The sequence below is a fragment of the Dyadobacter sp. HNCC25DJ186 genome (genome assembly GCF_056895235.1).
On sequence record NZ_JBXHAS010000004.1, the window covers coordinates 143,839 to 168,760 of the forward strand.

A 24,922-nucleotide genomic window follows, 5' to 3' on the forward strand; every position below is an offset into this window, starting at 1 on the left:
TTAACTAAATCCAGGAACATGTCTAATTTCAAATCGGGGACATTCCGTATTGACGGTACCGAAAAATTCGATATCAAGAAAGCCGTTACAACTTTCAAAGATATTTATGATGACAAAGCTGAATATGAATCAATGCTGGCAGAGTTTGTCAAGCAACTTGATGAACTTCAAAGTAAAATGTACGCTCATAACCGATATGGGTTGCTTATAATTTTTCAGGCTATGGACGCCGCCGGAAAAGACGGAACCATCAAACACGTTCTTTCAGGCGTTAATCCCGTAGGCGTCAAAATTCACTCATTCAAACGCCCGACAGAGACTGAGCTGAGCCATGATTTCCTGTGGAGAACAAATAACGTACTGCCGCAGCGTGGGACGATTACAATTTTTAACCGGAGTTATTATGAGGAAGTGCTGGTTGTCAAAGTTGATCCTGAAATCCTGACCACTTCACAACGACTACCCGCTGAACTTACCCAGGACCTTGACAAGGTTTGGGAAAAACGTTATACTGATATCAAAAACCTTGAAAAGTATCTATACAGAAACGGGATCCGGGTGATCAAGTTCTTTTTAAACGTTTCAAAAAAAGAACAGGCTGATCGGTTAATAGAGCGTATTGAGGATCCGAATAAAAACTGGAAATTTGAAGAGCAGGACGTGAAGGTTAGGGACAAATGGGATGAGTATCAACAAGCCTATCAGGATGCTATTAATGAGACTGCGACGAAAAAATCGCCCTGGTTTGTTATTCCCGCTGACGATAAAAAGAATACGAGGCTGATTGTTGGTGAAATTATTGTCGAAGAACTGAAGAAAATGGATATGAATTATCCTGAGGTAAGTCCTGAACGGGCAGCAGAGTTGCAGCGCTTCATTCAGATCATCAGGGATCAAAATGAAAAATAAATGTGGTGTTTGAATCAATAAAAAATGGAGTCTGACCATTGTCAAACTCCATTTTTTATTGTTAAGCTAAAACACTGTCAGAGTTATTACTTGATAGTGAAGTTAGTTCCACCGATTTTATATCCTTCTGAAAAAAGTTCAACACTATATTTTCCCGGACGAAGCTGAGCATTATCATAAAGCATCTCTACTTTTTGATTGTTGTTTTGGTAAGCAATCGATTCACGTGCTGTGAACTTCGATGGAGCTCCGTCAACTTCAAACTCGCCCGAACCTGTTGCATCGTCAGCAACGACTGCTCCCTGAGGATCAAGAACTCTTAAGTAAATATCTTTTGATTCTTGTGCAGTAAGCGCGTTTTCAGGAAGGTTGAAAGTTAGTTTTAATTTATCAACACGTTTCGCTTTATATTCTTCTTTATCCTTCGTTTTACCTCTTGAATTTACAGTAAGAACTTTGATATTTTGTGCTTTTAAAGCCGCAGCCTGACTAACCTTCGCAGAAAGTTCTCTGTTGGCAGCTGTAAAAGTTACAACTGAATCCGTTAACTCAGCCTGACGCTGTACCAATCTCTGACGCTCATTTGTCAATGTTCCGACATGTGTGCTAAGCGAGTCATTTGAAGCAGTCAATTGCTCGTTTTCCAATCTTAGCTGCGCGATAACCTCATCTTTTTCAGCAAGGAACTTCTCGTATTCTTTGATTTTCGCTAGGTATTTACGTGTTTCGACCTTGTTGCTTCTTCCGAATGCCAGTTTATCTTTTTCAAGTTGTTCTTTAACCTTCGTAAGTTCTGACACATCTCCGCCTAATTTTTCAATCTCTGCGATTTTCGCATCAAGTACAGTTGAAATAGAATCAAGTTTGGTTTTAGTAAGTGCCAATTCCCTGGCTTTTTCTACGACCATTGATTCCTGCTGGGTCAATTCATTTTTTTGTGTGGTGAAAAGATAGCCAAACATGGCTGTCGCAAGACCTAGGACAACGACCATTGCCCATGCTATAGTCTGCTTGTTTTTTTGTTGTTCTGGTTGTGATTGCATTGAGAATAGGTTTATTAAATTGTGTAAAGTTTGATTTATCTAGATTTCAGTTAAACTCTAATATAAAACTCACCAATATCATTCCTCATCGAGGAAGTGTCTGCTTTAAACGTTACAAATCCTTAAAAGCTAGTTCTACAAAAATAAAAAATACGCTGAAATAGCGTATTTTAAGAGATATCGTACATTCTGACAATAATATTTAGAATTCTTAGACATCAAATATGTCACTAAATTATACTTCAAAAATTTGTGGTGCCCATACACAAAGTAGGGCAAAATAGGACAAAATGTTACGCCTGAAAATTCTTAGTATCTCACGTTCGCATTGATGTAGAAGTCCTTTTTATCCATCGTTGCCAATTTTTGATATCCGCTTATAGAATAAGACGTTAACTGCCATGACTCGGCACTACCGCTGCAATGAAGTTCAATATTTTTTTCAGATTGATACAACTTATTCTCTGATCGCAGTAACGCTTTGATTAAAACAGGATCTCCGGTGTTCTTATCCATCCGAATCATGACACATTTTACCGGAATATTCTCCTCCGTTTTCAATGTATATACCGTAGTAAGAGAATCAGGTTTACTAATTGCGTAACTTTTGCTGTAAGCGGGTTTATTAATATCAGCCTGAACAAATAATTCCAGCTCCTTTTTCCAGTCAATTTGACGGGTCGACCGGCTTTCATTATTGCCAGAAACGCGCATTGTTTTATCTACTGTCGGTTTTTGTATGGAAAGAGAGCTAATTTTTGTTTCAATAAAACCTTTCAAATCATAATAAACTTTTATCTCAGTCGATTTTTCCTCGGGCTGATCACATCCCATCAGAAATAAAAAGAACAGGAAAGAAAAGATTTTGACAGAAGACAATAAAACAGCGCATTTATACCTGGTATTCATATTTTTAACAACAGCATTAGACCGTGATGGATTACGATAGGGAAACCCTTATAAAAAATCAGAGAGTCTGAACCAGACTCTCTGACAAAACTAACACCTTTTGTACTTGTATAGTTTACAAAATGCTTTCACCAGTCATTTCTGCTGGTTTTGCGATACCCATCAGTTCCAGGATCGTTGGAGCCATATCGGCCAATTTCCCGTTTTTAATTGGCTTTTGGTAATCATTATCAACCAAAATACATGGAACCAGATTTAGCGAGTGGGCTGTGTTTGGTGATCCATCATCATTGGCCATATAGTCAGAATTTCCATGATCCGCGATGATGATCGAAGTATATCCATGTTCCAAACCTGTTGTAACCACAGACCGAACACACTGATCAACGGTTTCACATGCTTTTACAGCCGCTTCAAAAACACCTGTATGACCCACCATATCAGCATTAGCAAAATTCAGACAAACAAAATCTACCTCTTCTTTAACCAATTCAGGAACGATCAGATCTCGAAGACCATACGCGGACATTTCCGGTTGAAGATCGTAAGTTGCTACTTTTGGAGAAGGGCTTAACAGACGACTTTCTCCTTCAAACGGCTTTTCACGTCCACCCGAAAAGAAGAATGTTACGTGTGGATATTTTTCAGTTTCAGCAATACGGATTTGTTTTTTACCGGCACCTTCCAAAACTTCTCCCAAAGTGTTGTTCAGATTGTCTTTATCAAAAATGACAGAAACACCTTTAAAAGTGTCGTCGTAATTTGTCATCGTAATGTAACGCAGGTTCAACTTATGCATATTCTGCTCGTGGAAATCCTGCTGCGTAAGGGCTTCCGTAATTTCACGACCACGGTCGGTACGGAAATTAAAACACAAAACAACGTCATTTTCTTCAATCAAAGCCAGCGGCGTACCGTCAGCATTTGTTGCAATAATCGGCTGAATAAATTCGTCGGTAACGCCTTCTTCGTAGGATTCTTCAATCGCGCTGAGTATCCCGCCAGCATTTACGTGTTTTCCTTCACCATGAACCATGGCATCATAAGCGAGCTTGACACGCTCCCAACGCTTATCCCGGTCCATAGCGTAATAGCGCCCGGTCACACTGGCAATTTTTCCGGTAGTAACTGCCATTGTTTCCTGCAATTCCGTTAGGAAAGCCAAACCGCTTTTTGGATCAGTATCACGGCCATCGGTAAAAGCATGAACAAAAACATTGCTTAAACCTTTATCCGCGGCGATTTTACAAAGACCTTTTACGTGGTCAATATGTGAATGCACACCACCATCAGAAACCAGTCCGATGAAGTGTACCTTTCTGTTATTTTCTTTTGCAAAGGTCAACGCCTCCGCTAATACCGGTTCGTTGGCTAATGTTCCCGACGAAACAGCTAAATTTATTTTTACAAGATCCTGGTATACCACACGCCCGGCTCCAAGATTGGTATGACCTACTTCCGAGTTTCCCATTTGCCCGTCCGGCAGACCCACGGCAAGGCCGCTTGCTTCCAGTTTGCTATGCGGATATTTTGTTAAGAGGCTGTCATAAAACGGAGTACTGGCAGCCAGAATTGCTGAACGATTTTCCTCTCCGGCTTTGGCAATTCCCCAGCCGTCCATGATGATAAGAATTACTTTCTTTCCCAATGTATTACTTGTTTAAAATTCAACCTTTATATTTCTAAATCTGAATCCGACACGGGTATGAGCCTGTCAGCCAGATTGTGTTTTTCAATCAAAAAATCCAGAAACGTAGTACCGCATCTTTTTACAATTTCGAATACATTATCAAATGCAAAAAGGTCCTCGTAATAAGGATCCGGAACAATAACTGCTTCTCCGCGCTCGGGATCAAACATTCTGTATAAATATAACTGATCTTCGGGCAAATAAAATCCGTGCGCACGAAAGCTTTCCTTCCGAATATTTTCGAAATTGGTCTCGTCCATGGCAACAATATAATTGAAATTGATAAAATCCTCGAAGGATAATTGTCTTGCCTTGTGTGTAAGCGTGACACCGTTAGCCGAAGCAACGGTTCGCATACGTTTATCGGCCAAGCTTCCGATATGGTAGGCTCCTGTTCCTGCGGAATCGCAGTGAATCAGATGATCCAGTCCTTTTTCTTTGACAAGATCTTTAAAAACGCCTTCCGCAATCGGGGAACGGCAAATATTACCTAAACAAACAAAAAGTACGTTAATCAAAGTGAGGCGGTAATAAACAGTTTAAGAGTGAACAGCGATACCGGCGAGTCTGTTTGTTACTGTTATAAGCGCTGCCGATTGGCTCGGACAGAACTTTTATTCCTCCTTCCGGCTTTCAATTGGTTGATTATTTTCATCCACGATGACGTAAACATCTTCGTGAGGTTTTCGCATGTAGTATTTTTCCCGTGCCCATTTTTCCAGCATTTTCGGGTTTCCGAAAACCTCGTTGCGTTCACGAACTACCTGCTTTATTTTATCCTGCAAGATCGCTTTTTCCTTTTCCAGCTCTTTCATTTTGACACGGTTTGACAAAACTACTTTGAGATTATTGTTATCTAAAAACAAAATCCAGACGAGCCATACCACAAATGTTGCGGTATAGAATTTACGCATGTGCGGTATAAGCCTTTTAAAATCGATCATGCCGGGAAAAGAGAAAACCGGAGCCGAGCTCCGGTTTTATTATACTCAAATTAGAATTTCAATCCTGGGAAGTAAGCGCTTTCTCCCAATTCCTCTTCAATACGAAGAAGCTGGTTGTATTTCGCCATACGATCAGAACGAGAAGCAGAACCAGTTTTGATCTGTCCTGTGTTCAACGCTACTGCAAGGTCAGCAATTGTAGAATCCTCAGTTTCACCAGAACGGTGAGACATGATCGTTTTGTAACTGTTTCTTTTAGCAAGATTAACAGTATCAATTGTTTCAGTCAAAGAACCGATCTGGTTTACTTTAACCAAAATTGAGTTCGCGATCTGAGATTCGATTCCTTGTTGTAAACGTGTTACGTTTGTTACGAACAAATCATCTCCTACTAACTGACATTTAGAACCAACTGATTCGGTAAGTGTTTTCCACCCAGCCCAGTCATCTTCGTCCATACCATCTTCGATCGAGATAATTGGATATTTCGCAACCCACTGAGTCCAGTAGTCAGCCATTTCAGGAGAAGTCAGTTTACGGCCATCTGATTTTTTGAAGTGGTAGAAACCATCTTCGTAGAATTCAGAAACGGCAGCATCCATCGCGATGAAAATATCCTCGCCTGGTTTGTAACCTGCTTTTTCGATCGCCTGAATAACGATTTCGATCGCTTCTTCGTTTGATTTAATGTTTGGAGCAAAACCACCTTCGTCACCAACGTTAGTAGAATATCCTTTGCTTTTCAATACAGTTTTCAAAGTGTGGAAAACTTCAACACCCATACGAAGAGACTCAGAGAAAGTATCAGCTTTCGCAGGAAGGATCATAAATTCCTGAAAATCGATTGAGTTATCTGCGTGGCTACCACCATTCAAAATATTCATCATCGGAACAGGAAGTGTATTGGCATTAACACCACCGATGTAACGGTATAAAGGAAGACCAGCTTCCTGTGCGGCAGCTTTGGCAACCGCCAGAGAAACACCAAGGATTGCGTTAGCACCCAGCTTGCTTTTGTTTGGCGTACCATCCAATTCAAGCATTATTTTATCAATCAGGTTTTGTTCGAAAACAGAAGCGCCGATCAATTCAGGGAAAATGATATCGTTAACATTTTCAACAGCCTTCAAAACTCCTTTTCCAACGTAAACGCTCTTGTCGTCATCGCGAAGTTCTACTGCTTCGTGTTTACCGGTTGATGCTCCGGACGGCACCGCAGCGCGTCCTAAATAACCATTTTCGGTACGAATATCTACTTCTACTGTAGGGTTTCCTCTTGAATCCAGAATTTGTCTTGCATGTACTGACTGAATCGTACTCATTTGCAGCTTTGGGTTTGATTTGAAATTGGATATATTAACAGTACAAAATAACACAAAAAAAATGTCATACGTGAGCCGCTAATCTATTTTAAGGTAAATTTACATGATCACAGAATTAAATTTTACAAGATGAAAAGTATTCTCATAACATTTCTGGGCATATTGCTAACGGCCTCAGCGGTAGTGGCACAGACTCAGTTGAGCACTAATGATTTTCAAAATAAGCTGAATGCAACCAAACAAGCGCAGTTACTGGATGTAAGAACGCCTGAGGAATTTAGTCAGGGCCATCTGGAAAAAGCAGAAAATATCGATTACAAAAATGCTGCATTCAAAGAGCAGGTCGAAAAACTTGATAAAAATAAACCTGTATTTGTTTACTGTCTCTCCGGCGGGCGCAGTTCAGCAGCGGCGAAAGTCCTTCATGAAAAAGGCTTTACCGATGTTTATGAAATGCAGGGCGGTTTTATGAAATGGACTTCTTCCGGAAAATTGATCGATGCGCCAAAAGGAGCTGGTGCCATGAATAAGGGCATGAGTACAGCTGATTTCAAAAAACTAATAAGTTCTGAAAAGCTGGTTATGGTTGATTTTTATGCGCCCTGGTGTGCTCCATGTATCAAAATGCTTCCAACAGTCCACAAGCTGGCCGAAGAATATAAGTCAAAAGCCAATATTGAAACAATCCATTACGACCAGAATAAAGCACTGGCAAAGGAGCTTGGTATTGATGAAATTCCTGCTTTCCTTTTTTACAAAAAAGGAAAATTGATTCTTCGGAGAAATGGGTTAATGGAAGAAGCAGAGTTCAAAAAGGTGATTGAAGAAAATATTTAGATAACTTTTTACCAACAAAAAATCCCGTCGAAATTCGGCGGGATTTTTTGTTGTATTTCTATCTTAATCCTAAACCTCTGACAAAAGCTTAGCAAACTCGTCAAACAAGTAACGCGAATCATGCGGTCCTGGTGAAGCTTCAGGGTGATATTGTACCGAGAAAGCTGGATAATCTTTACGACGAATACCTTCAATCGTTTTATCATTTAGGTTGACATGTGTAATCTCAACGTCCGGATGACTTTGGATTTCGTCAGGATTAACCGCAAAACCATGATTTTGAGATGTGATTTCGCACATACCCGTGATCAGGTTTTTAACCGGATGATTTAAACCACGGTGTCCGTGGTGCATTTTATATGTATTAATTCCGCTTGAAAGGGCCAGCAACTGGTGTCCAAGGCAAATACCGAATAAGGGCTTGCCTGTTTTCACCATTTCATCCACCGTCTTAATCGCGTAAGGCATCGCTGATGGGTCACCAGGTCCGTTGGAGATAAAAAATCCGTCCGGATTCCAGCTCATTACTTCTTCAAAAGACGCTTGTGCTGGAAAAACCTTGCAGTAACATCCACGTTGCGTAAGATTATTCAGAATACTCTTCTTGATACCGTAATCCATTACCGCAATTCTCCACTTGCTTCCCGCTTCTGTGCCCATAAAATAAGCCGTATCAGTGGTTACAAGGGACGATAATTCAAGACCATCCATGGAAGGTACTTTATGCAATTCGTCCATCAATTCTTTTTCATCCAGGATCTGAGATGAAATGATGGCATTCATTACTCCTTTTTCACGAACGTGGCGCACAATATGTCTTGTGTCAACATTACTCACACCAACAATTTTCGCCCTTTCAAAATATTCCTGCAAAGAAAAATCTGCCGTATCGCGTGAGTAGACTGTTGAAAAAGTATTACATACCATTCCCTTAATCTTCACAGAATTCGACTCTTCTTCATCTTCCAGCTGAACACCATAATTTCCTATATGGGAATTGGTGTTCACTATGATTTGTCCAAAATAGGAAGGGTCAGTATAAATTTCCTGATACCCCGTCATTCCCGTGTTAAAGCAGATCTCGCCACCGGTTGTGCCGTCTATCCCTAAAGCTAACCCTCTATATGCTGTTCCGTCTTCCAGCAGTAATAAAGCCTCTTTCTTTTGATTCATATATGGTTAAATCGATTTGCTAATTATAACGCTCTTACTGTTAAAGCAGTTCAATTCATGCACAGTAAGAAACAAAGCACCATCTTGCTATTAAATTTGGCGCTGCAAAAGTATATATTTTTAGTCAAAAAAAAGGGTTAAACGAAAACGTTTAACCCTTTTAATTAATATTTATCGGATGCTTTCCACTAAATTATTCGCTTTTAGCATCTTCCTGAGATTCATCAGACTTAGCTTTTGGAGCTTCTGGTGTTTCATCTTCAGCTACGATCGGGAAATCAGCTTTCGGTGCAGCTGGTGCCGCTTCTACTGCTGGTGTTTCTGATCCGCCTTCTTTCTTACCACCACGACGGCTACGACGAGTTTTCACAGGTTTGTCTGCGTTAGCAAGTAGTAATGCGTCGTTGAAATCAACAAGTTCCATCAAAGACATTTCAGCAGCATCACCCAAACGGTTACCCAATTTGATGATACGTGTGTATCCGCCCGGACGGTCAGCAATTTTATCAGAAATAGTACCAAAAAGTTCTTTAACTGATTCTTTGTCGTTCAAATAACCAAAGATCACACGACGATTGTGAGTCGTATCTTCTTTCGCGCGAGTCAACAAAGGCTCTACAAACTTTTTAAGTTCTTTCGCTTTTGCAAGCGTTGTCTCAATTCTTTTGTGAAGAATCAACGAGGAAGCCATATTCGCAAGCATTGCTTTTCTGTGTGAATGCGTTCTTCCCAGGTGATTTACTTTTCTTCCGTGTCTCATTTTGTTTTTGTTTAGTTGCTTCGAGCTGCGCATTGCTACGCGCTACAGAATACATACTTATTATGGAATTTATTTTATTCTTCGTCCAAACGATATTTGGCAACATCCATTCCAAATACGAGTTGTTTGTCAGCAACAAGTTGCTCCAACTCAGTCAGAGATTTTTTACCGAAGTTGCGGAACTTCATCATGTCCGAAATTTCAAGTCTTACTAAATCGCCCAAAGATTTCACGTCAGCTGATTTCAAACAGTTGTATGCACGAACTGAAAGATCCAACTCCGAAAGTGAAGTTTTAAGCAACTTCCTCATACGCAACATTTCTTCATCAACCTGATTATCTTCCTCAGCTTTCTGTTTCTCAAACGTCATCGTTTGATCAGAGAACAGCATAAAGTGTTGAATCAAAATATTCGCAGCTCCTTTAAGAGCATCTTCCGGGTGGATTGACCCGTCCGTTTGAATATCAATTAAAAGACGTTCGTAATCGGTACGTTGTTCAACACGCGTATTTTCAACGCTGTATTTAACATTTTTAATCGGCGTATAGATCGAGTCCATTGCGATGTATCCGAAAGGCAATTCATTTGCTCTTGGCTCATCAGCAGGAACGTATCCTCTTCCTTTATCCAACAAAAGTTCCATTTCGAACTCCTTGTTGTCGTCAATATGACAAATTACTTGATCAGGATTTAAAACTTCGAAAGCGCTGGTAAACTTGCTGATGTCACCGGCTGTAATAACCGAAACATTTTTAAGATTAACAACTATTCTGCTTTCGTTTAAATCCGATACTTTTTTAAATCGAACCATCTTAAGGTTCAGGATGATTTCTGTTACATCCTCAACAATACCTTCAATGGACGAAAATTCATGAAGCACGCCAGGGAACTTCACGCTCGTGATGGCATAGCCTTCCAAAGATGAAAGAAGAATCCTGCGTAACGCATTACCGATTGTTACGCCATACCCTTTCTCTAAAGGCTTAAATTCAAACAACCCGTGAAAGTCGTCTGCTTTTTCCATGACGACCTTATCAGGCATTTGGAAAGCTAATATTGACATAGTCCTTGCTCCTTTTATAGTAGTAAATGATAGTTGATCACGCTACCGTTACCTTTGCGATCGCAAATATTGCCGTTTTTCGGCTACAAGCACGCTCCAAGAATGAAGCGTGCTCATAAAATTTTGAAGATTACTTATTATTTCGAGTACAACTCAACGATAAGTTGCTCGTTGATGTTTTCAGGAATCTGCTCGCGGTCAGGGAAAGTTATGAATTTACCTGAAAGCTCTTGTCCGTTCCATTCCAACCAGTTGAATCCTTTTGAACTGTGGCCAGCTAAGCTTTCCGAAACAGCTTCAAGAGATTTAGATTTTTCACGCACTGTAACAGTTTGTCCAGGACGTAAAGAATATGAAGGAATGTTTACGATCTCTCCATCAACAAGAATGTGTTTGTGAGAAACCAACTGACGAGCTGCACGTCTTGTAGGAGCAATACCTAAACGATAAACTGTGTTATCAAGACGGGCTTCGCAGAAACGAAGTAAGTTTTCACCGGTAAGACCTTCTTTTACAGACGCTTTTTCGAATAGATTACGAAACTGTCTTTCAAGAATACCGTAGATAAACTTAACTTTTTGCTTTTCCATTAATTGTAAAGCGTATTCCGATTTTTTGGAACGACGACCCTTTCCGTGTACTCCGGGTGGGTAATTTTTCTTTGCAAGTGCTTTGCTAGGGCCTAAAATTGGTTCTCCGTAGCGTCTTGCAATTTTGGATTTGGGACCTGTGTAACGAGCCATTTGATACTAATTGTTTGTAATGTTAATGATAACCATTCTGTAACCCCAGTGTCCAAATTACGAATGAAGGAATCATTGGATAAAAAATAAACTAAACTCTTCTTCTTTTCGGAGGACGACATCCGTTGTGAGGAAGTGGAGTAATATCACGGATCGTGGTTACTTCAATGCCTGCATTTTGAATCGTACGGATCGCCGACTCACGACCTGAACCAGGTCCTTTAACAAAAATTTCAGCTTTACGCATTCCAAGATCAAACGCAACCTGAGCACAGTTTTGTGCTGCAGTCTGAGCTGCGTAAGGAGTGTTTTTCTTAGAACCACGGAATCCCATTTTACCAGCCGAAGCCCATGAGATCACCTGTCCATTGCTGTTAGTGATAGAGATGATGATGTTGTTGAAAGAAGCTCTGATGTGTACCTGACCCACCGATTCTACTACAACAACTCTCTTCTTTGCCTTGTCTTTTCTTTTATTTTGTGCCATTGCTTATGGAATAAGATGTGGCTGTGATGCCACACTCATTGTTTATTTAGTAGCCTTTTTCTTGTTCGCGATTGTCTTGCGTTTACCCTTACGAGTACGAGAGTTATTCTTGGTTCTCTGTCCGCGCAATGGCAATCCCTTACGATGACGAAGGCCACGGTAACAAGCAATATCCATTAAGCGTTTGATACTCAATTGAACCTCCGACTTTAGTGCTCCCTCTACTTTATATTCGCCTGTAATAACAGAACGAATAGCCCCTGACTCTTCATCTGACCAGTCAAGTACCTTTTTATCCAGATCCACACCTGCTTTGTCCAGAATTTTCTTCGCAGTACTGCGACCAATTCCAAAAATGTAAGTTAAGGCGATTTCGCCTCTTTTACGGTCGGGGATATCAACTCCTGAAATACGTGCCATAATTATTAACCTTGTCTTTGTTTATACCGTGGGTTCTTCTTATTTATTACGTAGACCTTACCCTTCCGGCGTATGACTTTGCAGTCTACACTGCGCTTTTTTACTGATGCTTTAACTTTCATGTTACTTACAATAGTTATTTCCTAAACTAATCTATTCAAATTCTCAGCTTATTTGTATCGGTATACAATTCTCGCTTTTGATAAGTCGTATGGAGACATTTCAAGCTTTACACGGTCACCGGGTAAAATTTTAATATAGTGCATCCTCATTTTACCAGAGATGTGTGCTATTACTTCGTGCTTATTTTCCAATACTACACGAAACATTGCATTCGAGAGCGCTTCTAAAATGACCCCGTCTTGTTCAATTGATGCTTGTTTTGCCATTCGTAGCTTTTATTACTTTACTTCAACCATTAGGCTGGTATTCGCCGTGACTTGTTCTATATAATCAAAAGTGGTAAGAATCTCAGCTTTACCTTTACGCACCACAACCGTATGTTCAAAGTGAGCTGAGTATTTACGATCCGTTGTCCTGATTGTCCAGCCGTCTTTTTCCTGCATAACTGACTTAGTACCTAAGTTAATCATCGGTTCGATTGCCAGGACCATTCCCTCTTTCAAACGTAATCCTTTTCCTCTTTTTCCGTAATTAGGAACTTCCGGGCTTTCGTGAAGTTCTCTTCCCACACCATGCCCTACAAGTTCACGAACTACGGTGTAACCTCTTTGTTCACAATAATGTTGTACTGCAAATCCGATATCACCTATTCTTAATCCGTCAACTGCTTGTTCAATTCCCTTATAAAGAGATTTTTTTGTGGCAGTTAAAAGATCCATCACTTCTTTTGATACTTCGCCCACAGGATAGGTATAAGCACTGTCGCTGTGGAATCCATTTAACTTAACACCGCAATCAATTGAAACAATGTCTCCGTCTTTTAGTTCATAACTCCCGGGAATTCCGTGAACTACTACTTCATTTACGGACATACAAAGTGAAGCAGGGAAATTGTTGAAGCCTTTAAATGAAGGTATTCCTCCATAACTTCTGATATAATCCTCAGCGACTGTGTCAAGTTTTTTTGTAGTGATACCCGGTTTAATCCATTGTGCCACCTCGGCGTGAGCCTTACCTAAAACCTGTGCACTTTCCTTAATGAGGTTTATTTCCTCCTCTGTTTTCAAATAGATCATTCCAAATCAGATAGCAACGCTTTCAGTCCTACCTTTTACACGTCCTGACTTCATTAGTCCTTCATATCTTCTCATCAGCAAGTAACTTTCAACTTGTTGCAAAGTATCCAAAACAACACCTACCATAATAAGTAAAGATGTTCCCCCGAAGAAATGCGCGAAGTCCGTTGATACACCAGCCATACTCGCAAAAGCAGGCAGAATAGCTACAAGAGCCAACATAAGTGAACCAGGGAAAGTGATGCGGTCAAGGATAGAACTGATGTATTCAGAAGTCTGCTGACCTGGCTTAACACCAGGGATAAAACCGCCGCCTCTTTTCATATCATCTGCAATTTGCTGCGGATTTACCGAGATAGCAGTATAGAAGAAAGTGAAAACGATGATAAGGAACGCAAACAATAAATTATACTGCCAGGTTGTATAGTTTGCAAAAATCGTAGCAACGTTACTTGCAAAATCACTCTTTTCAGCAAAATACGATGCTCCGAGAGAAGGAATGAACATTAACGCCTGAGCGAAAATAATTGGCATAACACCAGCTGCATTCAATTTCAACGGCAGATACTGACGCTGGCCACCCATAACCCGGTTACCAACTACCTGTTTTGCATATTGTATCGGAATACGACGTACTGCCTGGGTTAACATTACAGCACCCATAATTACGAAGTACAAGGCGACAATTTCAAGAACGAAAAGCAAAATTCCACCCGTTCCTCTTGATTGAAACTCTTTAAGAATTGCACCCGGAAAACGAGAAACAATACCAATCATAATCAACATAGAGATTCCATTTCCTACACCTTTATCCGTAATACGCTCTCCCAACCACATACAGAACATAGTTCCGGCTGCAAGAACAAAAACTGAGGATATAGAAAATAAGCTGCGGGAAACTAGCAATGCTTCATCAGGAACAGTTGTATTTAAATACGCAGTTCCTTGTACCAACGTCACAATAATCGTAAGAACCCTTGTAATTTGATTTAACTTCTTACGCCCCGACTCACCTTCTTTTTGCATCTTCTGGAAATACGGCAAGGCCATAGTCAAAAGCTGGATTGCAATGGAAGCAGAAATGTAAGGCATGATACCAAGCGCAAAGATGGAAGCTTTACTAAAAGCTCCACCTAAGAAAGTATCAAGAAGACCTAATAAACCCTGTGATGAAAAATTCATCTGATCCGGTTCTACACCAGGCAAAGCTACATAAGACCCTAAACGGAATATTGTTATAAACAAAAGAGTGTTGAGAATTCTGGTTCTCAACTCCTCAATCGAAAATATATGTTTTATCGTCTCAAAAAATCGTTTCATGTTATGGGGCTTACATTATCTGTTCGATAATCAAACATACACGGTTTAGAACTGAACCAACAAGGTTACAATTTAACTGCCTTACCACCTGCTTTTTCAATCGCTTCGATGGCCGATGCAGAAAAACCATTTGCCTGAACTTCAACAGCAGATGTAATCTCTCCACGGTTAAGGATTTTCACAAGGTCTTTTTTCGCACAAAGTCCGTTTTCACGAATCAAGTCAAGCGTAATTACAGTAGCATTTGTTTTCTCAACAAGAGCCTGAATTGCATCAAGATTTAATGCTTTGTATTCTACTCTGTTAATGTTGTTAAAACCGAATTTCGGCAAACGTCTTTGAAGAGGCATCTGGCCACCTTCAAAACCCAATTTACGGCTGTAACCTGAACGAGACTGTGCTCCATTATGTCCACGTGCAGAAGTTCCGCCTAAACCGGATCCCTGACCACGTCCGACACGTTTTCCGACTTTAACGGATCCAGCTGCCGGTTTTAATGAACTAAGATTCATACTTTTAGTATTTATTAGATTTCTTCAACTAAAACTAAGTGACTTACCTTACGGATCATACCCGCAATGGCGTCGGTATTTTCCTGCTCAACCGAACGGTTAATCTTACCCAAGCCTAACGCTTTGATAGTTAACTTTTGTCTTTCCGGACGATCGATAACACTTTTAATTTGTGTAATACGTACTTTTGACATAATTACTCTCAGATAAAAGGATAATCCCTTGTAAGGATTATCCGTTGAATACTTTGTCCAATTTAACTCCACGTTGGAAAGCAACCTGATGAGGTGCTCTCATTTTCAAAAGAGCGTCAATTGTAGCTTTGATAACGTTGTGCGGATTCGAAGAACCTTTTGATTTAGCAAGGACGTCTTTGATACCGGCACTTTCAAGAACGGCGCGCATTGGGCCACCCGCAAGAACTCCTGTACCAGGAGCTGCTGGTTTGATCAAAACAAATCCACCGCTGAATTTACCTTCCATCGCATGAGGAACAGTATTTTTCAGCATAGGAATTTGAATCAAATTCTTTTTAGCATCGTCAATTCCTTTGGCAATAGCATCTGTTACTTCATTTGCCTTACCTAGTCCATGACCTACCACACCTTTTCCGTCACCCACAACCACGATGGCAGAGAAACTAAAACGACGACCGCCTTTTACTACTTTTGCTACCCGATTGATCGCAACAACGCGTTCTTTCAGATCCGATTCGTTAACCTTTGAAGGTTTTGTATTTGTAGACATAGTCTTTGCTTATTCTTAGAATTTCAGGCCACCCTCGCGAGCTCCTTCGGCCAATGCTTTAACTTTACCATGGTACAAATATCCGTTACGGTCAAATACTACCGCAAGAATACCTGCTGCCTGCGCCTTTTCGGCAATCTTCTTTCCAACTGCAAGAGCTGCCTCTACGTTAGAACTTTCTTTTCTCTCACCAAGGTCAAGCGTCGAAGCACTTACCAGGGTTATACCTTGAATATCATCAATGATTTGAGCATAGATGCTAGTGTTTGAACGGAAAACCGAAAGACGGGGACGTTCAGCACTACCTTTCACTTTCTTACGAATGTGATATTTAAGGCGTTGTCTTCTATCTACTTTTGAGGTAGCCATTTTAAATCTTATCTAAACTTAGTTAACAAAATCATCCTGTGGCTACGCACTATTTCTTAGCAGACTTACCAGCTTTGCGGCGAACGATTTCACCAACAAAACGGATACCCTTGCCTTTGTAAGGTTCTACTTTACGTAGAGACTTAATTTTAGCAGCAACAGAACCTATCAATTCCTTGTCAATACCTTCCAAAATTACTTTTGGATTCTGACCCTTTTCGGAAGTGGTTGTAATTTTTAGTTCATCAGGAATAGACATAAAAATATTATGTGAATATCCCAATTGCAACTCTAAAACGTTACCAACGGCGCTGGCTTTGTAACCCACACCGATGATTTCCATTTCCTTTTTGTATCCTGCTTCAACACCAATAACCATGTTGTTAATTAGTGAGCGGTACAAACCGTGCAACGCTTTGTGGCGCTTTTGTTCGCTAGGACGTTTTACTTTCAATTCGTTTCCTTCGATTTCGATTGCGATATCGGTGTCAACAGACTGAGTAAGCGTTCCTTTTGGACCCTTAACTGATACCAGGTTATCGTCAGATACAGAGATCGTAACGCCTGCTGGTATAGTGATTAATTTATTTCCTATTCGTGACATTTCCTGAATAACTTTAAAATATTAGTACACGAAACATAACACCTCTCCACCTACATTCAGTGTTTTGGCTTCCTTATCTGTCATAACACCTTTCGATGTAGAGATAATTACAGTTCCAAGACCACCCAAAACGCGAGGTAGTGTAGATGTCCCGGAGTACTTGCGTAACCCTGGCTTACTAACACGCTGCAATTTCACAATTGCATTCTGTTTCGTAACAGGATTGTATTTCAAGGCTATCTTGATCACACCCTGAGGGCCGACTTCGTCAAATTTATAACTCTGGATATACCCTTTATCAAAAAGTACCTTCGTTATTTCTTTTTTTATGTTGGATGCAGGTATCTCAACAACCCTGTGCTTCGCTTTGATGGCGTTTCTGAGTCTCGTCAGATAATCTGCTATGGGATCCGTTAACATTTTTTATGCCTAGTTTAAACACTCCCTTAAAACGGGAGTGCAAAGTTAAGTAATTGAAATCAGAATTGAAAGTATTCCTACCAACTTGATTTTGTAACACCCGGAATTTTACCATCAGAGGCCATTTCCCGGAACAGAACTCTTGAGATTCCGAATTTGCGCATATATCCACGAGGTCTTCCTGTGATCTTGCAACGATTGTGCAGACGTACAGGCGATGAGTTACGGGGTAATTTATCTAGGCCAACCCAATCCTCAGCAGCCTTTAATGTTTTACGCTTTTCAGCATAACGAGCTACTAAAGCTTGTCTTTTTCTTTCCCGTGCTTTTACTGATTCTTTTGCCATTGTCGGTAAATATCTTAATCTTAAGAATTATCCTTGTTTGTTCGCATTAGTGAAAGGCATACCAAGTGCTTTCAACAATTCGTAACTTTCTTCGTCAGAATTCGTTGAAGTAACAAATGTGATATCCATACCTGTGATCTTGTTTACCTTTTCGATAGAGATCTCAGGGAAGATGATTTGTTCTTTCACACCAAAAGTATAATTTCCACGACCATCAAATCCTTTGTCGCTGATTCCTTTGAAATCACGTACACGAGGCATCGCGATAGAAGTCAGACGGTCAAGAAATTCGTACATACGGTCTCCGCGTAGTGTAACTTTTGCTCCAATAGGCATGTTTTCACGCAACTTAAAGTTGGAAACCGCCTTTTTAGAAATGGTAGCAATTGCTTTCTGTCCTGTAATCAATCCAAGCTCTTCAACTCCTGTATCAACCAATTTCTTGTCAGATACGGCTGCGCCGATACCTTTGTTGATAACGATTTTAGTCAAGCGAGGTACCTGCATTACAGACTTGTACTCAAACTTTTCTTTCAGTTGCGAAACTACTTCGCTAACGTACTTTTCTTTTAATCTTGGCTGTGCCATTTTTCTGAGTTAATTATGTGGATTGCCGACCCACGCGCTTCGTATATAAAACTAACAACTGGTCCGGAAACCAAGAGACTTATAAAAAGTCTCCTGATTTTTTAGAGAACCGTTGTAACTTTCCTTTATCGTTTGCTTTACGGCCCGTACGAGTCGCTTCGCCAGTTTTAGGATCTACTACCATCAGGTTACTGATATGAATAGTACCTTCACGTTTTTCGATGCTTCCCTGTGGGTTCTGTGCATTTGGTTTTACGTGTTTCGTAATCAAATTAACACCTTCCACAGTTGCTCTTGATTTCTCAATAAGCACAGTTTTGATAACCCCTGTTTCACCTTTCGCGTTTCCGGAGATTACTTTTACAGTATCTCCTTTGCGGATATGCAATTTTGCAGGTACGTTTTTATTTTTGCTTTCCATTTGAGGTATTCTCTAATCGGTTCTGAAGAAATACTTTTGTCTTTATTTCTTACAACACTTCCGGTGCCAGGGAAACAATCTTCATAAATTGTTTTTCACGCAGTTCACGCGCTACTGGACCGAAGATACGTGAGCCACGTGGTTCGTCGTTGTTGTTAAGTAAAACGGCTGCATTATCCTCAAAGCGAATGTATGTACCATCCTTGCGGCGTACTTCCTTTTTAGTCCGTACAACCACGGCTTTTGAAACCGTTCCTTTTTTCATGCTGCTCGAAGAAAGAGCAGACTTTACTGTTACGACGATCTTATCGCCTACTGAAGCATAGCGTTTGCCAGTTCCACCAAGTACTCTGATTACGAGTACTTCCTTCGCTCCACTGTTGTCTGCTACCGACAGTCTTGATTCTTGCTGTACCATTTGTTACTTAGCTTTTTCAAGGATTTCAATTAATCTCCAACGCTTATTCTTACTAAGCGGACGGGTTTCCATAACTTTGATCGTATCACCGATACCAACCTGGTTATTTTCGTCATGCACCATTAGTTTGGTAGTTTTAGTCATAAACTTACCGTATTTCTCGTGCTTAACTTTACGTTCAACAGTGATCACGCAGGATTTCTCCATTTTGTTGCTCACTACTTTACCGACTCTTTCTTTCCGTAAATTTCTTTCTGTTGCCTCCATAATTTCTTAAACTGATTTACTGTTGGTTAGTTTTAGCCGACAGTTCGGTCAATAGTTTTGCAATTTCCTTACGCGAGGCGCGAATACGCAAAGGGTTTTCGATCGGCGAAATAGCGTGCGCGAATTTCAAACGAAGTAGGCGCTCTCTTTCTTGTGCGATCTGTTCTTTCAGCTGATCCTGCGACAGGTCTTGTATTTCTTTACTAGTCATTGCTTTTAATAATTAGCGTTCTTAGATAACGTTCGGGGTTGGTCTATTCTTGATAATCCCGACGTACCACGAACTTTGTTTTAACTGGCAGCTTTTGTGCAGCCAGACGCAATGCTTCGTTAGCAGTTTCCAGTGGAACACCGGTTGCTTCGAAGATGATTGTTCCCGGCTTGATTGGTGCAACCCAATACTCAGGAGCTCCTTTACCTTTACCCATACGAACCTCTGCAGGTTTCTTTGTAATAGGCTTGTCAGGGAACACACGAATCCATACCTGGCCTTCACGTTTCATAGCACGTGTAACTGAAATACGCGCTGCTTCTATTTGACGTGCTGTTAGCCAGCCTGGCTCAAGCGACTTGATCGCGAAAGATCCGAAAGCGATTTCAGCACCACGAGTGGCTAGTCCCTTTTCTGAACCTTTGTTTTTTTGTTGCTTGCGAAATTTTGTTCTTTTCGGCTGTAACATGATTCTAATCTATTTGAACCGATTTCACAAAATCGGAAAATGTCTGATTACTTCTTCTTATTTCTACTTCTCTTACGACGATCAGCTTCGCTTCCGCCGCCACCGCCTTCACTACCACCGCCACGGTTACTATCGTTTCCGCCACGACCACCTCTTCTGTCCTTGTTACGGTCGTTTCCACCGCCTGATCCTGTTCCTCTGTCGCTTCTGTCAGCAGCAGCTGTTGCAGCACTTGGAGTCAAATCACGCTTTCCGTACAATTCACCTTTGAAGATCCAAACTTTGATACCTATTTTACCATAGATTGTTTGTGCTTCCGAGATTGCATAGTCAATATCCGCTCTCAATGTATGTAGAGGAATACGTCCTTCTTTATACTCTTCAGTACGAGCCATTTCAGCTCCACCCAAACGTCCCGCAAGACGGATTTTGATACCTTGAGTTCCTACACGCATAGCAGAAGCGATTGATTGCTTCATGGCACGACGGTAAGAGATACGAGCCTGTAGTTGTTGTGCGATTGCTTCTCCAACTAATTTTGCATCAATCTCAGGACGTTTGATTTCGTAAATGTTAATCTGAACGTCTTTTCCAGTGATTTTTTTAAGCTCTTCTTTGATCTTGTCAACTTCACTACCACCTTTACCAATTACGATACCCGGACGAGCCGTGTGAATTGTAAGCGTGATACGTTTCAGTGTACGCTCGATAACTACTTTAGAGATTGATCCTTTTGGGATACGTGCTTTTATATAGTTACGAATTTTTTCGTCTTCAACTAGTTTGTCAGAAAAATCTTTTCCTCCATACCAGCTAGAGTCCCAGCCTCTAACAATTCCTAGTCTCAGACCTATAGGATTAACCTTTTGTCCCATTCGAAATAGATCGTTTACTTATGATTCGGTGATTACTTTGTTTTCAACGCTTGCGGCAACATCCGTTGTGGCAACTTCCGCTTTGTCATCAACCACAAGTGTAATGTGGTTTGAACGCTTACGGATTCTGTGTGCTCTTCCTTGCGGTGCAGGGCGCAAACGCTTCAACATACGTCCACCGTCAATAAATACGGTTTTAACATAAAGATCAGCGTCTTCCAGCTTAGCATCTTCATTCAATTGTTGCCAGTTGGCAACTGCAGAAAGTAAAACTTTGTGCAAAATTGGTGAAGAAGCTCTTGGTTGAAACTTTAACAGCGCCAACGCTTTGCTGACCTTTTGTCCGCGAATCATGTCGGCTACTAATCTCATCTTACGAGGAGAAGTAGGCACATTTCTTAATATAGCTCTTGCTTCCATGTTCTTTCAGATATAGGCTGGTTCCGATTGACGAAACCCAGCTATCGTCGACTAATTATTTTCTACCTTTATCTTTTTTGGCGGTGTGACCACGGAAGTTACGCGTTGGCGAAAACTCTCCTAATTTGTGTCCTACCATGTTTTCAGTTACATAAACCGGTATGAACTTGTTACCGTTGTGAACTGCGAATGTATGTCCAATAAAATCCGGAGAGATCATTGAGCGTCTTGACCATGTCTTTATTACCGACTTACGTGCTGCGCTGTTCATCGTCTGAATCTTGATGTCCAGACGAAAGTCGATGTATGGTCCTTTTTTTAATGAGCGTGCCATATTATTTTAATTATTTTTTACGACGGCTGATAATCAATTTCTCAGAATGCTTATTGCGATCACGAGTCTTAAGTCCTTTTGAGAACTGTCCGTTTCTTGATCTAGGCTGGCCTCCTGATGAGCGGCCTTCACCACCACCCATTGGGTGATCGACTGGGTTCATAGCAACACCACGAACTCTTGGGCGACGACCTAACCAACGTTTACGGCCTGCTTTACCGTAATTCACATTCATGTGACTTGAATTGGAAACTGTTCCAACCGTTGCGATACAAGTTGAAAGAATCATACGCATTTCGCCAGATGGCATTTTAATTACTGCGTATTTACCTTCACGCGCTACAAGCTGAGCATAAGCTCCTGCGCTTCTTGCAAACTGACCGCCTTTACCAGGTGTCAATTCAATATTGTGAACAATTGTACCAATTGGCATTGAACCTAGTGGAAGCGCATTACCCATTTCTGGTGCTACTGAACTTCCTGAAACAATTACTTGTCCTACTTTCAATCCGTTTGGAGCGATTACATATCTTTTTTCGTCATCAGCATATTGTACCAGAGCGATACGTGCTGAGCGGTTTGGATCGTATTCAATTGTAAGAACTGTTGCTGGTGCATCAAAACGATTTCTTTTGAAATCGATAACACGGTATCTGCGTTTGTGACCACCACCTATATGACGCATGGTACGATGTCCGGAGCTATTACGACCACCTGTTCTTTTAACAGGCTCTAATAGGCTCTTTTCAGGTTTTGACGCTGTGATCTCCTCAAAAGCAGGAGCCATGCGAAAACGTTGACCAGCACTTGTCGGTTTTAATTTTTTAACTGCCATTGCTATACTTAACTCTTCTAAGATTTGAATAGATCAACCAAAATTCTAAGCTTCACCGTAAATGTCGATGATCTCACCTTCAGCTACTGTTACAATAGCTTTCTTAATGGTTGACGTTTTTCCACTTACAAACTTTCCACCCGATGTACGGGATTTGCTTTTACCAATGCTGCGCATTGTATGAACGCTCTCTACGGTAACCCCAAACAGTTTCTCGATAGCCTTTTTGATTTCTACCTTGTTTGAAGTAAGTGTTACTTCAAAGGCATACTTTCCCTGACCACCCTGAGCCGTTACCTTTTCTGTTATAATCGGTCGTTTCAGTACACTCATCACTATTTGTTTAATAGGGTTTCCAAATTAGACAGAGCAGATTCACTTATTAAAAGGCGGTCTGCATTCATCAGATCATATGTATTTACCAAATCAACAGTAGTAACTTTCGCTTTAGGAATGTTTCTGCTTGACAGGTACACATTGCTATCAACCTCAGGAAGGATCAACAATGTTTTTGTGTTCACTAATGAAAGTGAATTAAGTACAGTCAGATATGACTTTGTTTTTGGGGCGTCAAAAGTAAATGACTCCAAAACAGATATTGCGTCAATTTTCGCTTTCGCAGAAAGAGCAGAAATACGCGCTAACGTTTTCACTTTTCTGTTGATCTTGAAAGTATAGTTACGAGGGCGAGGACCGAATATACGACCACCACCTACGAATACCGGGGATTTAATGCTACCTGCACGTGCTCCACCTGTACCTTTTTGTTTCTTGATCTTACGTGTTGAGTGATTGATCTCAGCACGTTCTTTTGACTTGTGTGTACCCTGACGCTGATTGGCCAGGTACAATTTCACGTCGAGATAGATCGCATGCTCGTTAGGTTCGATTCCGAAAATTTCTTCAGACACACTTACCTTCTTGCCGGTATCTTCTCCTTTTATATTTAATACGGACAGTTCCATGGTACTATTTCTCAATGATTAGAAATGAATTCTTTGAACCCGGTACTGAGCCACTTACAACTAGCAAGTTTTGCTCAGGTATCACTTTCAGAATACGCAAATTCTGAATTTTTACACGATTGTTACCCATGCGCCCACCCATACGAATGCCTTTAAATACGCGTGAAGGGAACGAACAAGCACCAATCGAACCTGGGTGACGTGCACGGTTATGCTGACCGTGTGTTTGTCCACCAACCCCTGCGAAACCATGGCGTTTTACAACACCCTGAAAACCGCGGCCTTTGGCAGAACCAACTACATCTACGAATTCACCTTCTGCAAAGATATCTTGCACTGATAGTGAAGTTCCAAGTTCATGCTCCACTTCAAATTCCTTGAACTCAACAAGCTTATGCTTTGGAGTTGTACCGGCCTTTTTGAAGTGACCTATTAACGGCTGAGTAGAGTTTTTCTCTTTTCTCTCGCCAAAACCTAATTGGAGGGCCTTATACCCATCCTTTTCCTCGGACCTAACTTGTGTAACAACACAAGGACCAGCTTGAATCACAGTACATGCCAGAGCCTGCCCGTCAGCATTGTACAAACTAGTCATTCCGATTTTTTTACCTATTAAACCAGACATCGTAATTAATTTAAATTAGCAGGTAAAAACCTATTCCTTAAAACGGACTGCAAAGATAGAAATTTGAATTTGCATATCAAAGCAGTATTTTCTTTATTATCACTGATAATCAGCAAAAAAGGTCAGATGTAGTAAACATCTGACCTCAGTTAATTCCTGGTAATGATCGAACACAAAAAAACATTCGAATTATTACCTGAATGAGCTCAGATGTGGTTTCCAGAATTCCGGACCTTCATCCAATTATGTAATAGGTTTAAATAAATAAACCTGTAAGAATCACTAAACTTTGATCTCTACATCAACACCGCTTGGCAATTCAAGCTTCATCAGTGCATCAACAGTTTTTGCACTTGTAGAGAAAATATCTACCAGACGTTTGTAAGTACAAAGCTGGAATTGTTCACGAGACTTTTTGTTCACGTGAGGAGAACGTAAAACAGTGAATTTTTCTGTTTTAGTTGGCAATGGGATTGGACCACTAACAACGGCACCTGTTGCCTTAACAGCCTTAACGATTTTCTCAGCTGATTTGTCAACTAAGTTGTGATCGAACGACCGCAATTTGATACGAATTTTTTGATTCATCTTATTTGCTTATTTCCGGTTCTTGAAAAACTTGATGGGAACTAATCCCGACAATCCACCAGCGAAAGAACCATTTACTTCACTGGC

Annotated in this window: 39 protein-coding genes; 2 read left to right on the top strand and 37 right to left on the bottom strand. The window is 40.7% G+C overall.

The genetic code is table 11. The features are described 5' to 3' along the window. The first annotated feature begins 18 nt into the window (after window positions 1–18). Window positions 19–909 (top strand): polyphosphate kinase 2 family protein, encoded by an 891-nt coding sequence (locus tag AC1XUO_RS14380; protein ID WP_483330515.1) that lies wholly within the window; start codon window positions 19–21, stop codon window positions 907–909. Window positions 910–995: 86 nt separating this feature from the next. Here the strand turns inward: AC1XUO_RS14380 and AC1XUO_RS14385 are convergent, their stop codons facing one another. The 6 genes from AC1XUO_RS14385 to eno all read right to left on the bottom strand — a co-directional run bounded on the left by AC1XUO_RS14385 (window position 996) and on the right by eno (window position 6,817). Then, a complete protein-coding gene (locus tag AC1XUO_RS14385) occupies window positions 996–1,952 on the bottom strand; it encodes a hypothetical protein (RefSeq protein WP_483330516.1) in 957 nt (318 codons plus the stop codon). Window positions 1,953–2,261: 309 nt separating this feature from the next. Next, on the bottom strand, window positions 2,262–2,861 hold the full coding sequence (locus AC1XUO_RS14390; protein ID WP_483330517.1) for a hypothetical protein: 600 nt from the start codon (window positions 2,859–2,861) through the stop codon (window positions 2,262–2,264). A 115-nt stretch (window positions 2,862–2,976) separates the two neighbouring features. Beyond that, entirely contained in the window at window positions 2,977–4,509 is a 1,533-nt protein-coding gene (gene gpmI, locus AC1XUO_RS14395) for a 2,3-bisphosphoglycerate-independent phosphoglycerate mutase (protein ID WP_483330518.1), read from the bottom strand. 26 nt (window positions 4,510–4,535) lie between these two features. Beyond that, window positions 4,536–5,069 carry a low molecular weight protein-tyrosine-phosphatase gene (locus AC1XUO_RS14400; protein ID WP_483330519.1) on the bottom strand — a complete coding sequence of 178 codons (534 nt, stop codon included), beginning with the start codon at window positions 5,067–5,069 and terminating at the stop codon, window positions 4,536–4,538. Between the two features lie 96 nt (window positions 5,070–5,165). Next, complete coding sequence (locus tag AC1XUO_RS14405; protein ID WP_235151859.1) at window positions 5,166–5,465, bottom strand: FtsB family cell division protein; 300 nt, start codon at window positions 5,463–5,465, stop codon at window positions 5,166–5,168. Window positions 5,466–5,545: 80 nt separating this feature from the next. Continuing rightward, on the bottom strand, window positions 5,546–6,817 hold the full coding sequence (eno, locus tag AC1XUO_RS14410; RefSeq protein WP_235151858.1) for a phosphopyruvate hydratase: 1,272 nt from the start codon (window positions 6,815–6,817) through the stop codon (window positions 5,546–5,548). Between the two features lie 129 nt (window positions 6,818–6,946). Between eno and AC1XUO_RS14415 the strand changes: the two genes are divergently transcribed. Next, a complete protein-coding gene (locus AC1XUO_RS14415) occupies window positions 6,947–7,654 on the top strand; it encodes a thioredoxin domain-containing protein (RefSeq protein ID WP_483330520.1) in 708 nt (235 codons plus the stop codon). Between the two features lie 69 nt (window positions 7,655–7,723). Here AC1XUO_RS14415 and carA read toward each other — a convergent pair whose 3' ends face one another. The 31 genes from carA to rpsJ all read right to left on the bottom strand — a co-directional run bounded on the left by carA (window position 7,724) and on the right by rpsJ (window position 24,835). Next, entirely contained in the window at window positions 7,724–8,827 is a 1,104-nt protein-coding gene (gene carA, locus AC1XUO_RS14420; protein ID WP_483330521.1) for a glutamine-hydrolyzing carbamoyl-phosphate synthase small subunit, read from the bottom strand. 193 nt (window positions 8,828–9,020) lie between these two features. Beyond that, window positions 9,021–9,587 carry a 50S ribosomal protein L17 gene (rplQ, locus tag AC1XUO_RS14425; RefSeq protein WP_483330522.1) on the bottom strand — a complete coding sequence of 189 codons (567 nt, stop codon included), beginning with the start codon at window positions 9,585–9,587 and terminating at the stop codon, window positions 9,021–9,023. A gap of 74 nt (window positions 9,588–9,661) precedes the next feature. Next, a complete protein-coding gene (locus AC1XUO_RS14430) occupies window positions 9,662–10,651 on the bottom strand; it encodes a DNA-directed RNA polymerase subunit alpha (protein ID WP_090341206.1) in 990 nt (329 codons plus the stop codon). A 137-nt stretch (window positions 10,652–10,788) separates the two neighbouring features. Further along, complete coding sequence (gene rpsD, locus AC1XUO_RS14435; protein ID WP_159469530.1) at window positions 10,789–11,394, bottom strand: 30S ribosomal protein S4; 606 nt, start codon at window positions 11,392–11,394, stop codon at window positions 10,789–10,791. A gap of 91 nt (window positions 11,395–11,485) precedes the next feature. Beyond that, window positions 11,486–11,881, bottom strand: a complete 396-nt coding sequence (rpsK, locus tag AC1XUO_RS14440) for a 30S ribosomal protein S11 (RefSeq protein ID WP_159469528.1) — start codon at window positions 11,879–11,881, stop codon at window positions 11,486–11,488. 42 nt (window positions 11,882–11,923) lie between these two features. Next, window positions 11,924–12,301, bottom strand: coding sequence for a 30S ribosomal protein S13 (gene rpsM, locus AC1XUO_RS14445; RefSeq protein ID WP_234648033.1), 378 nt, complete (start codon window positions 12,299–12,301; stop codon window positions 11,924–11,926). 5 nt (window positions 12,302–12,306) lie between these two features. Then, window positions 12,307–12,423: a 50S ribosomal protein L36 gene (gene rpmJ, locus AC1XUO_RS14450; protein WP_090341197.1), complete on the bottom strand. Its 117-nt coding sequence runs from the start codon at window positions 12,421–12,423 to the stop codon at window positions 12,307–12,309. 48 nt (window positions 12,424–12,471) lie between these two features. Beyond that, window positions 12,472–12,690, bottom strand: coding sequence for a translation initiation factor IF-1 (gene infA, locus AC1XUO_RS14455; RefSeq protein WP_090341195.1), 219 nt, complete (start codon window positions 12,688–12,690; stop codon window positions 12,472–12,474). Between the two features lie 12 nt (window positions 12,691–12,702). Beyond that, window positions 12,703–13,500, bottom strand: coding sequence for a type I methionyl aminopeptidase (map, locus tag AC1XUO_RS14460; RefSeq protein WP_235151853.1), 798 nt, complete (start codon window positions 13,498–13,500; stop codon window positions 12,703–12,705). A gap of 6 nt (window positions 13,501–13,506) precedes the next feature. Then, entirely contained in the window at window positions 13,507–14,820 is a 1,314-nt protein-coding gene (gene secY, locus AC1XUO_RS14465) for a preprotein translocase subunit SecY (protein WP_483330523.1), read from the bottom strand. Window positions 14,821–14,885: 65 nt separating this feature from the next. Next, the gene (gene rplO / locus AC1XUO_RS14470; protein WP_483330524.1) at window positions 14,886–15,332 is read right to left on the bottom strand and encodes a 50S ribosomal protein L15; all 447 of its coding nucleotides are present in this window, start codon (window positions 15,330–15,332) and stop codon (window positions 14,886–14,888) included. Between the two features lie 14 nt (window positions 15,333–15,346). After that, complete coding sequence (gene rpmD / locus AC1XUO_RS14475) at window positions 15,347–15,526, bottom strand: 50S ribosomal protein L30 (protein WP_159469519.1); 180 nt, start codon at window positions 15,524–15,526, stop codon at window positions 15,347–15,349. Between the two features lie 37 nt (window positions 15,527–15,563). Next, the gene (rpsE, locus tag AC1XUO_RS14480; protein ID WP_090341189.1) at window positions 15,564–16,079 is read right to left on the bottom strand and encodes a 30S ribosomal protein S5; all 516 of its coding nucleotides are present in this window, start codon (window positions 16,077–16,079) and stop codon (window positions 15,564–15,566) included. Window positions 16,080–16,094: 15 nt separating this feature from the next. Continuing rightward, a complete protein-coding gene (rplR, locus tag AC1XUO_RS14485) occupies window positions 16,095–16,448 on the bottom strand; it encodes a 50S ribosomal protein L18 (protein ID WP_137342285.1) in 354 nt (117 codons plus the stop codon). 49 nt (window positions 16,449–16,497) lie between these two features. Then, complete coding sequence (gene rplF, locus AC1XUO_RS14490) at window positions 16,498–17,052, bottom strand: 50S ribosomal protein L6 (RefSeq protein WP_234648035.1); 555 nt, start codon at window positions 17,050–17,052, stop codon at window positions 16,498–16,500. 21 nt (window positions 17,053–17,073) lie between these two features. Further along, window positions 17,074–17,472: a 30S ribosomal protein S8 gene (gene rpsH, locus AC1XUO_RS14495; protein WP_090341180.1), complete on the bottom strand. Its 399-nt coding sequence runs from the start codon at window positions 17,470–17,472 to the stop codon at window positions 17,074–17,076. A gap of 77 nt (window positions 17,473–17,549) precedes the next feature. Continuing rightward, window positions 17,550–17,819 carry a 30S ribosomal protein S14 gene (gene rpsN / locus AC1XUO_RS14500; RefSeq protein ID WP_090341179.1) on the bottom strand — a complete coding sequence of 90 codons (270 nt, stop codon included), beginning with the start codon at window positions 17,817–17,819 and terminating at the stop codon, window positions 17,550–17,552. A 27-nt stretch (window positions 17,820–17,846) separates the two neighbouring features. Then, window positions 17,847–18,407: a 50S ribosomal protein L5 gene (gene rplE / locus AC1XUO_RS14505; protein ID WP_090341178.1), complete on the bottom strand. Its 561-nt coding sequence runs from the start codon at window positions 18,405–18,407 to the stop codon at window positions 17,847–17,849. 79 nt (window positions 18,408–18,486) lie between these two features. Further along, entirely contained in the window at window positions 18,487–18,828 is a 342-nt protein-coding gene (rplX, locus tag AC1XUO_RS14510; RefSeq protein ID WP_234648036.1) for a 50S ribosomal protein L24, read from the bottom strand. A 49-nt stretch (window positions 18,829–18,877) separates the two neighbouring features. Next, a complete protein-coding gene (gene rplN, locus AC1XUO_RS14515; protein WP_090341176.1) occupies window positions 18,878–19,246 on the bottom strand; it encodes a 50S ribosomal protein L14 in 369 nt (122 codons plus the stop codon). A gap of 3 nt (window positions 19,247–19,249) precedes the next feature. Next, the gene (gene rpsQ / locus AC1XUO_RS14520; protein WP_090341174.1) at window positions 19,250–19,513 is read right to left on the bottom strand and encodes a 30S ribosomal protein S17; all 264 of its coding nucleotides are present in this window, start codon (window positions 19,511–19,513) and stop codon (window positions 19,250–19,252) included. Between the two features lie 16 nt (window positions 19,514–19,529). Further along, window positions 19,530–19,724, bottom strand: a complete 195-nt coding sequence (gene rpmC, locus AC1XUO_RS14525) for a 50S ribosomal protein L29 (protein ID WP_137342289.1) — start codon at window positions 19,722–19,724, stop codon at window positions 19,530–19,532. 43 nt (window positions 19,725–19,767) lie between these two features. After that, the gene (rplP, locus tag AC1XUO_RS14530; RefSeq protein WP_090341168.1) at window positions 19,768–20,193 is read right to left on the bottom strand and encodes a 50S ribosomal protein L16; all 426 of its coding nucleotides are present in this window, start codon (window positions 20,191–20,193) and stop codon (window positions 19,768–19,770) included. A 47-nt stretch (window positions 20,194–20,240) separates the two neighbouring features. Continuing rightward, the gene (gene rpsC / locus AC1XUO_RS14535) at window positions 20,241–21,068 is read right to left on the bottom strand and encodes a 30S ribosomal protein S3 (protein ID WP_137342291.1); all 828 of its coding nucleotides are present in this window, start codon (window positions 21,066–21,068) and stop codon (window positions 20,241–20,243) included. A gap of 18 nt (window positions 21,069–21,086) precedes the next feature. Beyond that, window positions 21,087–21,488: a 50S ribosomal protein L22 gene (rplV, locus tag AC1XUO_RS14540; RefSeq protein WP_090341163.1), complete on the bottom strand. Its 402-nt coding sequence runs from the start codon at window positions 21,486–21,488 to the stop codon at window positions 21,087–21,089. Between the two features lie 55 nt (window positions 21,489–21,543). After that, window positions 21,544–21,822 carry a 30S ribosomal protein S19 gene (gene rpsS, locus AC1XUO_RS14545; RefSeq protein ID WP_137342292.1) on the bottom strand — a complete coding sequence of 93 codons (279 nt, stop codon included), beginning with the start codon at window positions 21,820–21,822 and terminating at the stop codon, window positions 21,544–21,546. Between the two features lie 10 nt (window positions 21,823–21,832). Next, entirely contained in the window at window positions 21,833–22,657 is an 825-nt protein-coding gene (gene rplB, locus AC1XUO_RS14550; RefSeq protein WP_090341157.1) for a 50S ribosomal protein L2, read from the bottom strand. A gap of 45 nt (window positions 22,658–22,702) precedes the next feature. Continuing rightward, window positions 22,703–22,990, bottom strand: coding sequence for a 50S ribosomal protein L23 (gene rplW / locus AC1XUO_RS14555; RefSeq protein ID WP_090341154.1), 288 nt, complete (start codon window positions 22,988–22,990; stop codon window positions 22,703–22,705). Window positions 22,991–22,992: 2 nt separating this feature from the next. Then, the gene (gene rplD / locus AC1XUO_RS14560) at window positions 22,993–23,622 is read right to left on the bottom strand and encodes a 50S ribosomal protein L4 (RefSeq protein WP_090341152.1); all 630 of its coding nucleotides are present in this window, start codon (window positions 23,620–23,622) and stop codon (window positions 22,993–22,995) included. A gap of 4 nt (window positions 23,623–23,626) precedes the next feature. Beyond that, the gene (gene rplC, locus AC1XUO_RS14565; protein WP_234648037.1) at window positions 23,627–24,247 is read right to left on the bottom strand and encodes a 50S ribosomal protein L3; all 621 of its coding nucleotides are present in this window, start codon (window positions 24,245–24,247) and stop codon (window positions 23,627–23,629) included. 282 nt (window positions 24,248–24,529) lie between these two features. Beyond that, a complete protein-coding gene (gene rpsJ, locus AC1XUO_RS14570; RefSeq protein ID WP_015813787.1) occupies window positions 24,530–24,835 on the bottom strand; it encodes a 30S ribosomal protein S10 in 306 nt (101 codons plus the stop codon). Between the last annotated feature and the right edge of the window lie 87 nt (window positions 24,836–24,922).

Coding starts and splice junctions, on each gene's coding strand:
- AC1XUO_RS14380 (WP_483330515.1), top strand. CDS start 19: ATGTCTAATTTCAAATCGGGGACATTCCGTATTGACGGTACCGAAAAA.
- rplC (WP_234648037.1), bottom strand. CDS start 24,247: ATGTCTGGTTTAATAGGTAAAAAAATCGGAATGACTAGTTTGTACAAT.
- rpmD (WP_159469519.1), bottom strand. CDS start 15,526: ATGTCAAAAGTACGTATTACACAAATTAAAAGTGTTATCGATCGTCCG.
- rplF (WP_234648035.1), bottom strand. CDS start 17,052: ATGTCACGAATAGGAAATAAATTAATCACTATACCAGCAGGCGTTACG.
- rplQ (WP_483330522.1), bottom strand. CDS start 9,587: ATGAGACACGGAAGAAAAGTAAATCACCTGGGAAGAACGCATTCACAC.
- rpsC (WP_137342291.1), bottom strand. CDS start 21,068: ATGGGACAAAAGGTTAATCCTATAGGTCTGAGACTAGGAATTGTTAGA.
- rpsH (WP_090341180.1), bottom strand. CDS start 17,472: ATGTTAACGGATCCCATAGCAGATTATCTGACGAGACTCAGAAACGCC.
- rplV (WP_090341163.1), bottom strand. CDS start 21,488: ATGGAAGCAAGAGCTATATTAAGAAATGTGCCTACTTCTCCTCGTAAG.
- carA (WP_483330521.1), bottom strand. CDS start 8,827: ATGAATCAAAAGAAAGAGGCTTTATTACTGCTGGAAGACGGAACAGCA.
- rplN (WP_090341176.1), bottom strand. CDS start 19,246: ATGGTACAGCAAGAATCAAGACTGTCGGTAGCAGACAACAGTGGAGCG.
- rpsD (WP_159469530.1), bottom strand. CDS start 11,394: ATGGCTCGTTACACAGGTCCCAAATCCAAAATTGCAAGACGCTACGGA.
- rplE (WP_090341178.1), bottom strand. CDS start 18,407: ATGGCACAGCCAAGATTAAAAGAAAAGTACGTTAGCGAAGTAGTTTCG.
- rpmJ (WP_090341197.1), bottom strand. CDS start 12,423: ATGAAAGTTAAAGCATCAGTAAAAAAGCGCAGTGTAGACTGCAAAGTC.
- rpsN (WP_090341179.1), bottom strand. CDS start 17,819: ATGGCAAAAGAATCAGTAAAAGCACGGGAAAGAAAAAGACAAGCTTTA.
- rplX (WP_234648036.1), bottom strand. CDS start 18,828: ATGGAAAGCAAAAATAAAAACGTACCTGCAAAATTGCATATCCGCAAA.
- rplP (WP_090341168.1), bottom strand. CDS start 20,193: ATGTTACAGCCGAAAAGAACAAAATTTCGCAAGCAACAAAAAAACAAA.
- rplR (WP_137342285.1), bottom strand. CDS start 16,448: ATGGCTACCTCAAAAGTAGATAGAAGACAACGCCTTAAATATCACATT.
- rpsS (WP_137342292.1), bottom strand. CDS start 21,822: ATGGCACGCTCATTAAAAAAAGGACCATACATCGACTTTCGTCTGGAC.
- secY (WP_483330523.1), bottom strand. CDS start 14,820: ATGAAACGATTTTTTGAGACGATAAAACATATATTTTCGATTGAGGAG.
- rpsQ (WP_090341174.1), bottom strand. CDS start 19,513: ATGGAGGCAACAGAAAGAAATTTACGGAAAGAAAGAGTCGGTAAAGTA.
- eno (WP_235151858.1), bottom strand. CDS start 6,817: ATGAGTACGATTCAGTCAGTACATGCAAGACAAATTCTGGATTCAAGA.
- rplD (WP_090341152.1), bottom strand. CDS start 23,622: ATGGAACTGTCCGTATTAAATATAAAAGGAGAAGATACCGGCAAGAAG.
- rpmC (WP_137342289.1), bottom strand. CDS start 19,724: ATGACTAGTAAAGAAATACAAGACCTGTCGCAGGATCAGCTGAAAGAA.
- AC1XUO_RS14415 (WP_483330520.1), top strand. CDS start 6,947: ATGAAAAGTATTCTCATAACATTTCTGGGCATATTGCTAACGGCCTCA.
- AC1XUO_RS14405 (WP_235151859.1), bottom strand. CDS start 5,465: ATGCGTAAATTCTATACCGCAACATTTGTGGTATGGCTCGTCTGGATT.
- rplB (WP_090341157.1), bottom strand. CDS start 22,657: ATGGCAGTTAAAAAATTAAAACCGACAAGTGCTGGTCAACGTTTTCGC.
- rplW (WP_090341154.1), bottom strand. CDS start 22,990: ATGAGTGTACTGAAACGACCGATTATAACAGAAAAGGTAACGGCTCAG.
- AC1XUO_RS14430 (WP_090341206.1), bottom strand. CDS start 10,651: ATGTCAATATTAGCTTTCCAAATGCCTGATAAGGTCGTCATGGAAAAA.
- AC1XUO_RS14385 (WP_483330516.1), bottom strand. CDS start 1,952: ATGCAATCACAACCAGAACAACAAAAAAACAAGCAGACTATAGCATGG.
- AC1XUO_RS14390 (WP_483330517.1), bottom strand. CDS start 2,861: ATGAATACCAGGTATAAATGCGCTGTTTTATTGTCTTCTGTCAAAATC.
- map (WP_235151853.1), bottom strand. CDS start 13,500: ATGATCTATTTGAAAACAGAGGAGGAAATAAACCTCATTAAGGAAAGT.
- rpsM (WP_234648033.1), bottom strand. CDS start 12,301: ATGGCACGTATTTCAGGAGTTGATATCCCCGACCGTAAAAGAGGCGAA.
- rplO (WP_483330524.1), bottom strand. CDS start 15,332: ATGAATCTTAGTTCATTAAAACCGGCAGCTGGATCCGTTAAAGTCGGA.
- rpsE (WP_090341189.1), bottom strand. CDS start 16,079: ATGTCTACAAATACAAAACCTTCAAAGGTTAACGAATCGGATCTGAAA.
- infA (WP_090341195.1), bottom strand. CDS start 12,690: ATGGCAAAACAAGCATCAATTGAACAAGACGGGGTCATTTTAGAAGCG.
- rpsK (WP_159469528.1), bottom strand. CDS start 11,881: ATGGCACAAAATAAAAGAAAAGACAAGGCAAAGAAGAGAGTTGTTGTA.
- rpsJ (WP_015813787.1), bottom strand. CDS start 24,835: ATGAATCAAAAAATTCGTATCAAATTGCGGTCGTTCGATCACAACTTA.